Here is a 13,664-nt window from a genome sequence, read left to right as displayed (position 1 = left end):
TTCCTTCTGTCGCGTCACATGCCGCCGCGCGGTCCCGGATTCCGCCTCAGCTCCGGACGAGGGGGCAGCCGCCCTCGTTCAGCGGGCGGAACGCCTCCTCGGCCGGGGTGGTCTGCAGCAGCTTGAGGTAGTCCCAGGCCCCCCGGCTCTCCTCCGGCTTCTTCACCTCGAACAGGTAGGAGGGGATGATGCGCCGGCCGTCGGGGCGGATCTCGCCGCGGCCGAAGGCGTCGTCCTCGGTCGGCATCGCCTTCATGCGGTTGATCACCGCGGTGCCCGACGCCTTGGCGGCGGGCACGCCCATGTCGGCCACCGCCTTCAGGTAGTGCAGCACGGCGGAGTAGTTGCCGGCGGTGACCATGTTCGGCGGCCGCCGGTCGGTCAGCCGGCCCCGCACGCGCTCGGTGAAGGCGCGGGTGCGGTCGTTGAGGTCCCAGTAGAAGCTCTCGGTCATGACGAGACCCTGCGCCGTCTGCTGGCCGAGCGCGTGGACGTCGTCGATGAACATCAGCAGCGCGGCGAGCTTCACGCCGCGCCGCGTCAGCCCGAACTCCGCCGCCTGCTTGATGCAGTTGGTGGTGTCCTGACCGGCGTTGGCCAGCCCGATCACCTTGGCCCGGCTCGCCTGCGCCTGCAGCAGGAACGAGGAGAAGTCGGTGGTGCCCGGGAACGGCGTGCGCACGCCGCCGAGCACGCGCCCGCCGGCCTGGCGCACGAAGTTGGCGGTGTCGCGCTCCAGCGCGTGGCCGAAGGCGTAGTCGGCGGTGATGAAGAACCAGGTGTCGCCGCCCGCCCGCACCGTCGCCCCGCCGGTGGACTTGGCCAGCATGTAGGTGTCGTACACCCAGTGGATGGTGGTGGGCGCGCACTGGGCGCCGGTGAGGTCCGAGGTCGCCGAGCCGACGTTGATGTAGGCCTTGTCCCGCTCGCGGCAGACCTGGTTGACCGCGAGCCCGACCGAGGAGGTCGGCACGTCGAGGATCATGTCCACCCCGTCGCGGTCGATCCACTGCCGCGCCAGGTTGGAGCCGACGTCCGGCTTGTTCTGGTGGTCGGCCTGCAGCACCTCGACGGTGAAGCCCCGGTTGCCGAACTCCTCGGCCGCCGCACGGGCCAGGGCGACGCCATTGGCCCCGCCGATGTAGCTGTAGAGGCCGGACTGGTCGTTCATCACGCCGATCCGGATCGTGTTCGCGGCCTGGGCGCGCGCGAGGCGAGGCGCGCACTGCGCGAAGGTCGCGCCGACGGCGGCGCTGGCGATCAGCTTGCGGCGGGTGAGCGTCATCTCTGCCTCCGTTCGTTCGCAGCAGGACCCGCCGCGGGGCGGCGGGCCTCCGCCCGTTCGGTCTAGCTCCGCACCAGCGGGCAGCCGCCCTCGTTCAGGGGGCGGAATGCCTCCTCGGCCGGGGTGGTCTGCACCAGTTTGAGATAGTCCCAGGCCCCCTGGCTCTCCTCCGGCTTCTTCACCTCGAACAGGTAGGAGGGGATGATGCGCCGGCCGTCGGGGCGGATCTCGCCGCGGCCGAAGGCGTCGTCCTCGGTCGGCATCGCCTTCATGCGGTTGATCACCGCGACGCCCGACGCCTTGGCGGCGGGCACGCCCATGTCGGCCACCGCCTTGAGGAAGTGCAGCGTCGCCGAGTAGCAGCCGGCGTGGATCATGTTCGGGTAGTTGTTCGGGGTGCGCGGCAGGACGCGGCGCGTGAAGGCCCGGGTGCGGTCGTTGAGGTCCCAGTAGAAGGTCTCGGTGCAGGTCAGGCCCTGCGCCGCCTGCAGCCCCATCCCGTGGACGTCGTTGATGAACAGCAGCAGCGAGGCGAGCTTCACGCCGCGCCGCGTCAGCCCGAACTCCGCCGCCTGCTTGACGCAGTTCTGCGTGTCCGAGCCGGCGTTGGCCAGCCCGATCACCTTGGCCCGGCTCGCCTGCGCCTGCAGCAGGAACGAGGAGAAGTCGCTCGTGCCCGGGAACGGCGTGCGCACCTGGCCGAGCACGCGCCCGCCGCTGGCGCGCACGAAGTTGGCGGTGTCGCGCTCCAGCGCGTGGCCGAAGGCGTAGTCGGCGGTGATGAAGAACCAGGTGTCGCCGCCCGCCCGCACCGTGGCGCCGCCATTCGACTTGGCGAGCATCCAAGTGTCGTACGCCCAGTGGATCGTGGTCGGCGCGCAGGCCGGGCCGGTGAGATCGGCGGTCGCTGAGCCGACGTTGACGTAGGCCTTGTCCTTCTCCCGCGCGATCTGGTTGACCGCGAGCCCGACCGAGGAGGTCGGCACGTCGAGGATCAGGTCCACACCCTGGTCATACCACTGCCGCGCCAGGTTGGAGCCGACGTCCGGCTTGTTCTGGTGGTCCGCCTGGATCACCTCGATGTTGAAGCCGCGGTTTCCGAATTCGGCCACCGCCTGCTCCGTGCAGGCGACCGAGGTCGGACCGGTGTTGTCGCGGTAGGTGCCCGACATGTCCGTCATCACGCCGATGCGGATCGTGTTCGCGGCCTGGGCGCGCGTGAGGCGCGGCAGGGACGTGACGACGCCCGCGGCGGCGCCCGAGGCGATCAGAGTGCGGCGACCCAAAGCCATACTGTCTGTCTCTCCTGAACCCTTGTTGCGGCGCCGGGCCGGGGCGCGCCCCGGTCCGCTCGTTCCGGTCGTTCGCCCCGTCGTCGTAGCACCAGCCCAGTCGTTCGGCCCCTCAGCTCCGCACCAGGGCGCAGCCGCCCTCGGCGAGGGGGCGGAAGGCCTCCTCCGGCGGCACGGTCTGGAGCAGCTTGTAGTAGTCCCACGGCCCGCTGCTCTCCTCCGGCTTCTTGACCTCGAACAGGTAGGCCGGGTGCAGCTTGCGCCCATCGGCCCGGATCGAGCCCGGGCCGAAGGCGTCGTCGTCGGTTGGCATCGCCTTCATCCGCGCCACCGTCGCGGCGCCGTCGGCCTTGGCCTGCGCCACGCCCATGTCCGCCACGGTCTTGAGGTAGTGCAGGACTGCGGAGTAGCAGCCGGCCTGGGCCATCCCCGGGCGCAGCCCGCCCGGCATGTTCGGCAGCACGCGCCGCGTGAAGGCCCGGGTGCGGTCGTTGAGGTCCCAGTAGAAGGTCTCGGTCAGCACCACGCCCTGCGCCGTCTGCAGCCCGAGGGCGTGGACGTCGGAGATGAAGACGAGCAGGCCCGCGAGCTTCACGCCGCGCCGCGTCAGCCCGAACTCGCCTGCCTGCTTGATGCAGTTGATGGTGTCGCCGCCGGCGTTGGCCAGCCCGATCACCTTGGCCCGGCTCGCCTGCGCCTGCAGCAGGAACGAGGAGAAGTCGGTGGTGCCCGGGAACGGCGTGCGCACCTGGCCGAGCACGCGCCCGCCGGCCTGGCGCACGAAGTTGGCGGTGTCGCGCTCCAGCGCGTGGCCGAAGGCGTAGTCGGCGGTGATGAAGAACCAGGTGTCGCCGCCCGCCCGCACCATGGCGCCCCCCGTGGAGCGCGCCAGCATCCAGGTGTCGTAGGTCCAGTGGACGGTGTTCGGGCTGCACTGCGCGCCGGTGAGGTCGGAGGTCGCGGCGCCGGAGCAGAGGAAGATCTTGTTCTTCTCCCGGCAGATCCCGGCGACGGCGAGGGCGACCGAGGAGGTCGGCACGTCCACGATCACGTCCACGCCGTCGCGGTCGATCCACTGCCGCACGATGGTGGAGCCGACGTCCGGCTTGTTCTGGTGGTCGGCCTCCATCACCTCGACCGCGATGCCGCGCTGGCCCGCGAACTCCTGCACGGCCTGCCGCACGCAGACGGTCGAGCCCGGCCCGGTGATGTCGCGGTACAGGCCGGACTGGTCGTTCATCACGCCGATCCTGATCGTCTGACCGGACTGCGCCCGCGCGCCCCGCCCAGCCCCGGCCGGCAGCGCGGCCACGAGCGGCGCCAGGGCGGCGCCCCGGATCAGACTGCGGCGGTCGAAGGCGGTCGTCATGTCGTCCTCTCCTCAGGGTGGAGCGCCCGCCCGGCCGGAGCCGGCCGGGCGGCGCGCCCTTGCTCAGCTCCGCACCAGCGGGCAGCCGCCCTCGTTCAGGGGGCGGAATGCCTCCTCGGCCGGGGTGGTCTGCAGCAGCTTGTAGTAGTCGAACGGGCCGCGACTCTCCTCCGGCGCCTTCACCTCGAACAGGTAGGCCGGGTGCAGCTTGCGGCCGTCCTCGCGGATCCGCCCCGGGCCGAAGGCGTCGTCGTCGGTCGGCATCGCCTTCATCCGCGCCACCACCGCGCGGCCATCGGCCTTGGCCTGCGCCACGCCCATGTCGGCCACCGCCTTCAGGTAGTGCAGCACCGCCGAATAGTCGCCCGCCTGGGCCATGCCGAGCGGCACCTGCCCCGCCACCGCCCGCGCGCGCTGCGCGAAGGCGCGGGTGCGGTCGTTGAGGTCCCAGTAGAAGGTCTCGGAGCAGACGAGGCCCTGCGCCGTGCGCAGGCCCAGGGCGTGCACGTCGGGCAGGAACATCAGCATCGAAGCGAGCTTCACGCCGCGCCGCGTCAGCCCGAACTCCGCCGCCTGCTTGATGCAGTTGATGGTGTCGGTGCCGGCGTTGGCCAGCCCGATCACCTTGGCCCCGCTCGCCTGCGCCTGCAGCAGGAACGAGGAGAAGTCGGTGGTGCCCGGGAACGGCGTGCGCACGCCGCCGAGCACGCGCCCGCCGGCCTGGCGCACGAAGTTGGCGGTGTCGCGCTCCAGCGCGTGGCCGAAGGCGTAGTCGGCGGTGATGAAGAACCAGGTGTCGCCGCCCGCCCGCACCATCGCCCCGCCGGTGGAGCGGCCGAGCATCCAGGTGTCGTACACCCAGTGGATCGTGTTCGGCGTGCAGGGGCGCCCGGTCAGGTCGGCGGTCGCAGTCGAGGTGGCGATCGCCACCTTGTTCTTCTCGCGCGTCAGCTCCCACAGCGCGAGCGCGACGGAGGAAGCGGCGACGTTGAGGATCATGTCCACGCCGTCGCGGTCGAACCACTGCCGAGCGATGTTCAGCGCCACGTCCGGCTTGTTCTGGTGGTCGGCGAAGACGACCTCGACGTTGAAGCCGCGGGCGCCGAATTCCTGCGCCCCGAGCCGGGCGCAGGCGACCGAGACCGGGCCATTGATGTCGCGATACGGCCCCGACATGTCGGTGATAAGGCCGATCCTGATCGTGTTCGCCGCCTGCGCGCGGGCGGGGCGCGCCCCGGCGGCCAGCGCTCCGGCGAGCGGCGCGGCGGCCGCAGCACCGATCAGGCTGCGGCGGTTGATGGCTCCGGTCATCTCGTTTCCTCCCCTTGTCCTCGATTGCCCCCGCAGGGCCGGCCAGGCCGGCGCATCCCGCGTCAGCTCCGCACCAGCGGGCAGCCGCCCTCGCCGAGCGGGCGGAACGCCTCCTCGGCCGGGGTGGTCTGCAGCAGCTTGTAGAGGTCGAACGGGCCACGGCTTTCCTCGGGCCGCTTCACCTCGAACAGGTAGGCCGGGTGCAGCTTGCGGCCGTCCTCGCGGATCCGCCCCGGGCCGAAGCAGTCGTCGTCGGTCGGCATCGCCTTCATCCGCGCCACCACCGCGCGGCCATCGGCCTTGGCCTGCGCCACGCCCATGTCGGCCACCGCCTTCAGGTAGTGCAGCACCGCCGCGTAGCTGCCCGCCTGGTGCATGGTCAGCGGCACCTGCCCCGCCACCGCCCGCGCGCGCTGCGCGAAGGCGCGGGTGCGGTCGTTGAGGTCCCAGTAGAAGCTTTCGGAGCAGACGAGGCCCTGCGCCGTGCGCAGGCCCAGGGCGTGCACGTCGGTCAGCACCATCAGCAGCGCGGCGAGCTTCACGCCACGCCGCGTCAGCCCGAACTCCGCCGCCTGCTTGACGCAGTTGATGGTGTCGCCGCCGGCGTTGGCCAGCCCGATCACCTTGGCCCCGCTCGCCTGCGCCTGCAGCAGGAACGAGGAGAAGTCGGTGGTGCCCGGGAACGGCGTGCGCACGCCGCCGAGCACGCGCCCGCCGGCCTGGCGCACGAAGTTGGCGGTGTCGCGCTCCAGCGCGTGGCCGAAGGCGTAGTCGGCGGTGATGAAGAACCAGGTGTCGCCGCCCGCCCGCACCGTCGCCCCGCCGGTGGACTTGGCCAGCATCCAGGTGTCGTAGGTCCAGTGCACGGTGTTCGGCGTGCAGGCGCGGCCCGTGAGGTCCGAGGTGGCGGTCGAGGTGTTCAGCATGACCCGGTTCTTCTCGCGCACCAGGTCGGCGACGGCGAGGGCGACCGAGGAGGCGCCGACATCCGCGATGGCGTCCACGCCGTCGCGGTCGAACCACTGGCGCGCGATGTTCACCGCCACGTCCGGCTTGTTCTGGTGGTCGGCGGCGATCACCTCGACGTTGATCCCGCGGGCCGCGAACTCCTGCGTGGCGAGTCGGGCGCAGGCGACGGAAACGGGGCCTGTCGGGTCGCGATACAGCCCCGACTGGTCGTTCAGCACGCCGATCCTGATGGTGTTCGCCGCCTGCGCGCGGGCGCGGCGCCCGGCGAGGGGCAGGGCCGCCGCGATCGGCGCGGCGGCGGCCCCGGCCAGAAGGTTTCGGCGCTCGATGGCCATGGACGTCTCCCGTGTCTCTCCCCTGGCGGTCCCCCGGCGCGGGCGCGCCGGTTCCGCCTCCTTGCCGGTTCCCGCTCAGCTCCGCACGAAGGGGCAGCCGCCCTCGGCCAGCGGGCGGAACGCCTCCTCGGCCGGGGTGGTCTGCAGCAGCTTGTAGTAGTCCCACTCGCCCCGGCTCTCGCTCGGCGCCTTAACCTGGAACAGGTAAGCCGGGTGCAGCTTGCGGCCGTCCTCGCGGATCCGCCCCGGGCCGAAGGCGTCGTCGTCGGTCGGCATCGCCTTCATCCGCGCCACCACCGCGCGGCCATCGGCCTTGGCCTGCGCCACGCCCATGTCGGCCACCGCCTTCAGGTAGTGCAGCACCGCCGCGTAGCCGCCGGCGTGGTTCATGCACAGCGGCACGCTGATGTGCGGCCTGATGCGGCGGGTGAAGGCGCGGGTACGGTCGTTGAGGTCCCAGTAGAAGGTCTCGGTGCAGATCAGCCCCTGCGCGGTGTTGAGGCCAAGGGCGTGCACGTCGGGCAGGAACATCAGCAGCGAGGCGAGGCGGATGCCGCGCCGGGCGAGACCGAATTCGGCCGCCTGCTTGATGCAGTTGATGGTGTCGGTGCCGGCGTTGGCCAGCCCGATCACCTTCGGCCGCGCCGCCGCCGCCTGCACCAGGAACGAGGAGAAGTCGGTGGTGCCGGGGAACGGCGTGCGCACCGCCCCCAGAACCCGCCCGCCCGCGCGGCGCACGAACTCCGCCGTGTCGCGCTCGAGCGCGTGGCCGAAGGCGTAGTCGGCGGTGATGAAGTACCAGGTGTCGCCGCCGTCGCGCACCGTGGCGCCGCCGGTGGACCTGGCGCACATCCAGGTGTCGTAGGTCCAGTGCACGGTGTTCGGCGAGCAGGCGCGGCCCGTGAGGTCCGACGTCGCGGAGGAGGTGTTGAGGAACACCTTGTTCCTCTCCCGCACGATGTCGTTGACCGCGAGCGCGACCGAGGAGGCGCCGCCGTCCACGATCACGTCCACCCCCTCGCGGTCGATCCAGGTACGCGCCAGGTTGGAGCCGACGTCGGGCTTGTTCTGGTTGTCGCCGAAGATGACCTCGATGTCGAAGCCGCGGTTCGCGAACTCGGCCGCCGCGAGGCGGATGCAGGCGAGTTCGGTGGGGCCGGTCACGTCGCGGTACATGCCGGAGAAGTCGCACAGCAGCGCGATCCTGATCGTGTTCGCGGCCTGCGCGCGGGCGCGCCGCCACGGCGATGCGCCCGCCGCCGCGGCCGCCCCGAGGAACACCCTTCTGCCAATCGCCATCCCGCCCGTTTCCTCTCCTGGTCCTGTTTTCCCGGCGCTTCCCGTCGCCCTCGCCGGCGCGCCGCCCGCCCGCTTCCCGGTGCCCGCGCCCTCAGACGCCGAGATACTCGTGCAGCCGCTCCATGGACGCCCCGAGCTGGTCGTTCGGCACCATGTCCACCACCCGGCCGTTCTCCATCACGTAGTGCCGATCGGCCACGGTCTGGGCGAAGCGGAAGTTCTGCTCCACGAGCAGCACGGTGAATCCGCGCGCCTTGATCTCGTGGATGGTGCGGCCGATCTGCTGGACGATGACGGGGGCGAGCCCCTCGGTCGGCTCGTCGAGCAAGAGCAGCTTCGCCCCCGTGCGCAGGATGCGCGCGATCGCGAGCATCTGCTGCTCGCCGCCGGAGAGCTTGGTGCCCTGGCTGCGCGCGCGCTCCTTCAGGTTCGGGAACAGCCCGTAGATCGTGTCGAGGTCGAGCCCCCCCGGCTGCACCACCGGGGGCAGCAGCAGGTTCTCGGTGACGTCGAGCGAGGCGAAGATGCCGCGCTCCTCCGGGCAATAGGCGATGCCGCACCGCGCGATCGCGTCCGAGCGCTCGTCGATCAGCTCGCGCCCCTGGTAGCGGATGCTGCCGGTGCGTCGCGGCACCAGGCCCATCACCGAGCGCAGCGTGGTCGTCTTGCCCGCACCGTTGCGGCCGAGCAGCGTCACCACCTCGCCGTCCTGCACGTCGAGCGAGACGCCGTGCAGCACGTGGCTCTCGCCGTACCAGGCCTCGAGGTTGCGGATCTCAAGCATGCGCCGGCGTCTCCGTGCCGAGGTAAGCGGCGATGACTTCGGGATTGCGGCTGACCGAGGCGTAGTCGCCCTCCGCGAGCACCCGCCCGCGGGTCAGCACGGTAATGGTGTCGCACAGCCCCTGGACCACCCGGAGGTTGTGCTCGACCAGCAGCACCGTCCGCCCCTCCGCGACGCGCTTCACCAGCGCCACGATGCGGTCCACGTCCTCGTGCGCCATGCCGGCCGTCGGCTCGTCGAGCAGCATCATCACCGGATCGAGGGCGAGGGTGGTCGCGATCTCCAGCGCCCGCTTGCGCCCGTAGGGCAGTTCGCCCGCGGTCAGATCCTCGTAGCCGGCGAGGCCCACGGCCTCGAGCAGCTCGCTCGCGCGCCGGTCGTAGGCGCGCAGCAGCGTCTCCGAGCGCCAGAAGTCGAAGCTGCCGCCGCGCTGGCGCTGCAGGGCGATGCGGACGTTCTCGAGCACGGAGAGGCGCGGGAACACCGCCGAGATCTGGAAGCTGCGCACCAGCCCGAGCCGCGCCACCTCGGCCGGCTTCATGCCGGTGATGTCGCGCCCCTCGTAGCGGATCGTCCCGCGCGTCGGCTGGAGGAACTTGGTGAGCAGGTTGAAGCAGGTGGTCTTCCCGGCGCCGTTCGGGCCGATGAGCCCGTGGATGGCGCCGCGGCGGACCCGCAGCGAGACGTCGCTGACCGCGACGAAGCCGCGGAACTCCTTGGTCAACCCCTCCGTCTCGAGGATGATGTCGGACAAGCCCTTGGCGCTCCCTGCAATCCGGCCGCTTCCTGGCCCCATGGCCGCTAGGTATGGACACAGGTCGCGCGTCTTGCAAGGCACCCTTGCGCCATCTGCGCGGCTCCGCGCGCTTGTCGGACCGATCCGCCGGGCGGGACCATCCGGGCAGGCGCAGCGCCCCGGCCATGCACCGGCCGGAAGGGATCGTCCGCCGGACCAGGCGGCCCGGCGCCGGCGGGGAAGCGGTAGCGCCGGTCAGGCGCGGGCCGGCGGCGCCGTCAGCTCCTCGGGCGTCACCTCGCGCTCGGTGACCCTGGCCAGCTCCAGCATGAAGTCCACGACCTTCTCCTCGAAGATCGGCGCGCGCAGGCCCTCCGCCGCCTGCGGGGTGCGGCGGAAGAACTCCATCACCTGCTGCTCCTGGCCCGGGTAGCGCGCCGCCTCCTGGCGCATCGCGCGCGCCAGCTCCTCCGGCGTGACCTGGATGTTGTTGGTCCGCCCGATCTCGGCGAGCAGCAGGCCGAGCCGGATCCGGCGCTCGGCGATGGCGCGGTACTCGGCGCGCAGGGTCGCCTCGTCCTTGCCCTTGTCCTCCTCCTCGAGCCGCCCGGCCTTCATGTCGGCCTCGACGCGCTGCCAGATCTGGGCGAACTCCGCCTCGACCATGCCCTCCGGCACGGTGAAGCTCGCCTGCTCGGCGAGCTTGTCGAGCAGCGCGCGCTTCAGGCGGAGCCGCGACAGCGCGTCGTACTCGCCCTGGATCTGCTGGCGCACGAAGTCGCGGAGACGGGTGAGGTCCTCGAAGCCGAGCCTCTTCGCCAGCGCGTCGTCGACCGGCGGCACGACCGGGCGCTTGAGCGCCTTGGCCGTCACCTCGAACCGCGCCTCCTTGCCGGCGAGCTCCGTCGCCCCGTAGTCGGCGGGAAAGGTCACGGTGATGGTCCGGGTCTCGCCCGGCACGATGCCCTCGAGCTGCTCGGTGAAGCCGGGGACGAAGCCGCCGGCGCCGATCTCGATCGGCATGTCGGTCGCGGAGCCGCCGGGGAAGCTCTCCCAGGCCTCCGGCGAGTCGTCGCCGGCCGCGGCGCCCTCCTTGCGGCGCCGGCCGGTGAAGTCGCAGATCACCACCTCGCCCTTGGCGGCGGGCCGGGACTCGGCGATGTCCTCCAGCGTCCGGCTGCGCTCGGCGAGGGCGGCGAGCGCCTTGTCCACCTGCTCCTCGGTCGGGGAGGCCTTCAGCCGCTCGAGCTCGATGGCGCCGAAGTCCGGCATCGGCACCTCGGGCATGACCTCGAGGTCCATGCGGAACTCGAGATCCTGGCCTTCGCCGCCCGACTTCAGCTCGATCTTCGGCTGCAGCGCCGGGCGCAGGCCGCGGTCGGAGATGACCTGGCGCATGGCGTCGCCGACCGACTGCTCGAGCACCTCGCCCATCACCGCCGCGCCGTAGCGCTGGCGCACGATCGCGGCGGGCACCTTGCCGGGGCGGAAGCCCGGGATGCGCACGTCCCTGGCCAGGGCGGCGAGCCGCTTGTCGCGCTGCGCGGCGATCTCGCCGGCCGGGACAACCACGGAAAAGGCCCGCTTCAACCCCGCGGACTCGAGCTCGGTCACCTGCATCGTCGGAAGATCCACCCTTGCCTCGCGCGCCTGCGCGCGCCACGCCGGAGCGGCGACCGGTGGTGCGGGCGGAGGGATTTGAACCCCCACGGCTTGCGCCACCGGAACCTAAATCCGGCGTGTCTGCCAGTTCCACCACGCCCGCCCGCCGCGCCGTCGACCGGTCGGCCGGCCGACCATCCCGGCGGCAGTCGTGAAGGGGGGCGTGTAGCGCGGCCGGGCGGGTGGCGGAAGGGGCGCCGCGCCTCTCCCCTTCAGACCCGCGCCTCTCCCCTTCAGACGCCGCCGAGCAGGGCCTCGGCGCAGGCGTCGAGGATCGCGTCCGCGTCGAGCCCGTATGCCCGGTAGAGGTCCGGGATGTCGCCGGCCTGGCCGAACCGGTCCACGCCGAGCGGCGCCACGCGCTGCCCGCGCACCGCGCCGAGCCAGGCATGGGCGGCCGGATGCCCGTCCAGCACCGTCACCAGCGCGGCGTCGGAGGCGAGCGGGGCGAGCAGCGCCTCGATGTGGCTCGGCGCCGCGTCGCGCTCGCCGGCCCGCGCCCGCCGCCGCGCGGCGAGCCACCCGGCATGCAGCCGGTCCGGCGAGGTGATGGCGAGCAGCCCGGCCTCCGGCACCTCCTCGCGGAGCTGGGCGAAGGCCTCCGCGGCCTCGGGCGCGACCGCGCCCTGGTAGGCGATGGCGATGCGCGCCCCGGGCGCCGGCGGCACCGCCCAGTGCGCGCCGGCGATCACCGCCGCCGGGTCGAGCCGCCGCTCCGGCTGCACCAGCGGCCGGGTCGAGAGCCGCAGCCAGACCGAGGAGCCGTCGGGCCTCTGCATGTGCTCGAAGGCCCAGCGCATCAGGATCGCGAGCTCGTCCGCGTGCGCCGGCTCGAAGCTCGCGAGCCGGTCCTGCGCCATGCCGAGGAGCGGCGTGTTGACGCTCTGGTGCTGCCCCCCCTCGGGCGCGAGGGTGAGGCCGGAGGGCGTGCTCACCAGCAGGAAGCGCGCGTCCTGGTAGCAGCCGTAGATCAGGGCATCGAGGCCGCGGTTGACGAAGGGGTCGTACACCGTGCCGATGGGCAGCAGCCGCGCGCCGTAGAGGCTGTGCGAGAGCCCCGCCGCCGCCAGCAGCAGGAACAGGTTCTGCTCGGCGATGCCGAGCTCGACGTGCTGGCCCTCCGGCGACATGCCCCAGCGCTGGGCGGAGGCGAGCTTGGCGTCGCGGAACACGTCGTTCTTGGTGTGGCGGTCGAAGATGCCGCGCCGGTTCACCCAGGGGCCGAGATTGGTCGAGACCGTCACGTCGGGGCTGGTGGTGACGATGCGCGCGGCGAGCGGGGCGAGCTCGCCCTGCCCGCGCCCGATCTCGGCCAGGATGTCGCCGAACGCCGCCTGGGTGGAGAGCCTGCGCCCGGGCGGCGCCTTCGGCGTCGGCAGCGCCGCGGGCACCGGCACGGCGGGCGCCGAGAGCGCGCGGCCCTCCGGCGCGAGCGGGCGGGCGAAGGGCACGGAGGCGAGGAAGGCGCGAAGCTCCGCCTCGGGCAGATCGAGGCCCTCGAACGGGTCCCATTCGTGGCCGTCGCGGATGTTCATGCTCCGCTTGAACTCCGCCATCTGCTCCTTCGTCATCAGGCCGGCGTGGTTGTCCTTGTGGCCGGCGAAGGGCAGGCCCATGCCCTTGATGGTGTAGGCGATGAAGCAGGTCGGCTGGTCGCCCTCCGCGTCCGCGGCGCGGAAGGCCTCGATCAGCGTCTCGATGTCGTGGCCGCCGAGGTTGGTCATCAGCGCGGCCAGCTCTTCGTCGGTGAGCGGGTCGATGATCGCCCGCGCGCCCTCCGACCGGCCGAGATCGGCGAGGAGGGCGTTGCGCCAGGCGGCGCCGCCCTGGAAGGTGAGCGCGGCGTAGAGGCTGTTCGGGCAGTCGTCGATCCAGCGCCGGAGCGCCTCGCCGCCCGGCCGCGCGAAGGCGGCCTGCAGCCGCCGGCCGTACTTCAGCGTGACGACGTTCCAGCCCATGTCGCGGAACAGGCCCTCGATGCGGCCGAACAGGCGGTCGGGCACGACGGAATCGAGGCTCTGGCGGTTGTAGTCCACGACCCACCAGAGGTTGCGCACGTCGTGCTTCCAGCCCTCGAGCAGCGCCTCGTAGATGTTGCCCTCGTCGAGCTCGGCGTCGCCGACGACGGCGACGTGCCGCCCCGCGGGGACGTCGGGCCGGGCGAGGCCGTGCAGGCGGATGTAGTCCTGCACCAGGCTGCCGAAGGTGGTCATGGCGACGCCGAGGCCGACGGAGCCGGTGGAGAAGTCCACCTCCGGCCCGTCCTTCACCCGCGACGGATAGGGCTGGATGCCGCCGAACTGCCGCAGGGTGGCGAGCTTCTCCCGCGTCTGCCGCCCGAGCAGGTAGTTCACGGCGTGGAACACCGGCCCGGCGTGCGGCTTCACCGCCACCCGGTCCTGCGGCCGCAGCACCTCGAAGTAGAGCGCCGTGAGGATCGAGATCACGGAGGCGCAGGAGGCCTGGTGGCCGCCCACCTTCAGCCCGTCGCGGTTCGGGCGGATGTGGTTGGCGTGGTGGATCATCCAGGCGCTGAGCCAGAGCAGCTTGCGCTCGATCGCATGCAGGGCGCGCAGGCGGCGGAGGTCCTCGCCCGGCGGCGTCCCGGCAGGGGCCGGCCTG

General features: G+C 72.2%; 10 protein-coding genes and 1 tRNA gene. All 11 read right to left on the bottom strand.

Translation table 11 applies throughout. From position 1 onward, the window contains the following. Positions 1-46: 46 nt before the first annotated feature. The 11 genes from IEX99_RS13970 to IEX99_RS13920 all read right to left on the bottom strand — a co-directional run bounded on the left by IEX99_RS13970 (position 47) and on the right by IEX99_RS13920 (position 13,567). Entirely contained in the window at positions 47-1,285 is a 1,239-nt protein-coding gene (locus IEX99_RS13970) for an ABC transporter substrate-binding protein (RefSeq protein WP_188901294.1), read from the bottom strand. A gap of 62 nt (positions 1,286-1,347) precedes the next feature. Beyond that, positions 1,348-2,577 carry an ABC transporter substrate-binding protein gene (locus IEX99_RS13965; RefSeq protein WP_188901292.1) on the bottom strand — a complete coding sequence of 410 codons (1,230 nt, stop codon included), beginning with the start codon at positions 2,575-2,577 and terminating at the stop codon, positions 1,348-1,350. A 112-nt stretch (positions 2,578-2,689) separates the two neighbouring features. After that, positions 2,690-3,946, bottom strand: a complete 1,257-nt coding sequence (locus IEX99_RS13960; protein ID WP_188901290.1) for an ABC transporter substrate-binding protein — start codon at positions 3,944-3,946, stop codon at positions 2,690-2,692. A gap of 63 nt (positions 3,947-4,009) precedes the next feature. Next, positions 4,010-5,257 carry an ABC transporter substrate-binding protein gene (locus IEX99_RS13955; RefSeq protein WP_188901288.1) on the bottom strand — a complete coding sequence of 416 codons (1,248 nt, stop codon included), beginning with the start codon at positions 5,255-5,257 and terminating at the stop codon, positions 4,010-4,012. Positions 5,258-5,319: 62 nt separating this feature from the next. Further along, positions 5,320-6,561: an ABC transporter substrate-binding protein gene (locus IEX99_RS13950; RefSeq protein WP_188901286.1), complete on the bottom strand. Its 1,242-nt coding sequence runs from the start codon at positions 6,559-6,561 to the stop codon at positions 5,320-5,322. Between the two features lie 75 nt (positions 6,562-6,636). Further along, on the bottom strand, positions 6,637-7,860 hold the full coding sequence (locus IEX99_RS13945; protein WP_188901285.1) for an ABC transporter substrate-binding protein: 1,224 nt from the start codon (positions 7,858-7,860) through the stop codon (positions 6,637-6,639). 91 nt (positions 7,861-7,951) lie between these two features. Continuing rightward, the gene (locus IEX99_RS13940) at positions 7,952-8,644 is read right to left on the bottom strand and encodes an ABC transporter ATP-binding protein (RefSeq protein WP_188901283.1); all 693 of its coding nucleotides are present in this window, start codon (positions 8,642-8,644) and stop codon (positions 7,952-7,954) included. After that, a complete protein-coding gene (locus IEX99_RS13935; protein ID WP_229678031.1) occupies positions 8,637-9,398 on the bottom strand; it encodes an ABC transporter ATP-binding protein in 762 nt (253 codons plus the stop codon). Before IEX99_RS13935 ends, IEX99_RS13940 begins: the two co-directional genes overlap by 8 nt. A gap of 237 nt (positions 9,399-9,635) precedes the next feature. Then, the gene (tig, locus tag IEX99_RS13930) at positions 9,636-11,000 is read right to left on the bottom strand and encodes a trigger factor (RefSeq protein ID WP_188901279.1); all 1,365 of its coding nucleotides are present in this window, start codon (positions 10,998-11,000) and stop codon (positions 9,636-9,638) included. A 60-nt stretch (positions 11,001-11,060) separates the two neighbouring features. Next, a tRNA-Leu gene (locus tag IEX99_RS13925) sits at positions 11,061-11,145 on the bottom strand. A 130-nt stretch (positions 11,146-11,275) separates the two neighbouring features. Continuing rightward, positions 11,276-13,567 (bottom strand): 1-deoxy-D-xylulose-5-phosphate synthase N-terminal domain-containing protein, encoded by a 2,292-nt coding sequence (locus IEX99_RS13920; RefSeq protein WP_229678042.1) that lies wholly within the window; start codon positions 13,565-13,567, stop codon positions 11,276-11,278. Positions 13,568-13,664: the final 97 nt, after the last annotated feature.

Source organism: Caldovatus sediminis (assembly GCF_014644455.1).
GTDB lineage: Bacteria > Pseudomonadota > Alphaproteobacteria > Acetobacterales > Acetobacteraceae > Caldovatus > Caldovatus sediminis.
Note: the sequence above shows the minus strand (reverse complement) of the source record. Positions and strands in the feature narration are given on the sequence as shown.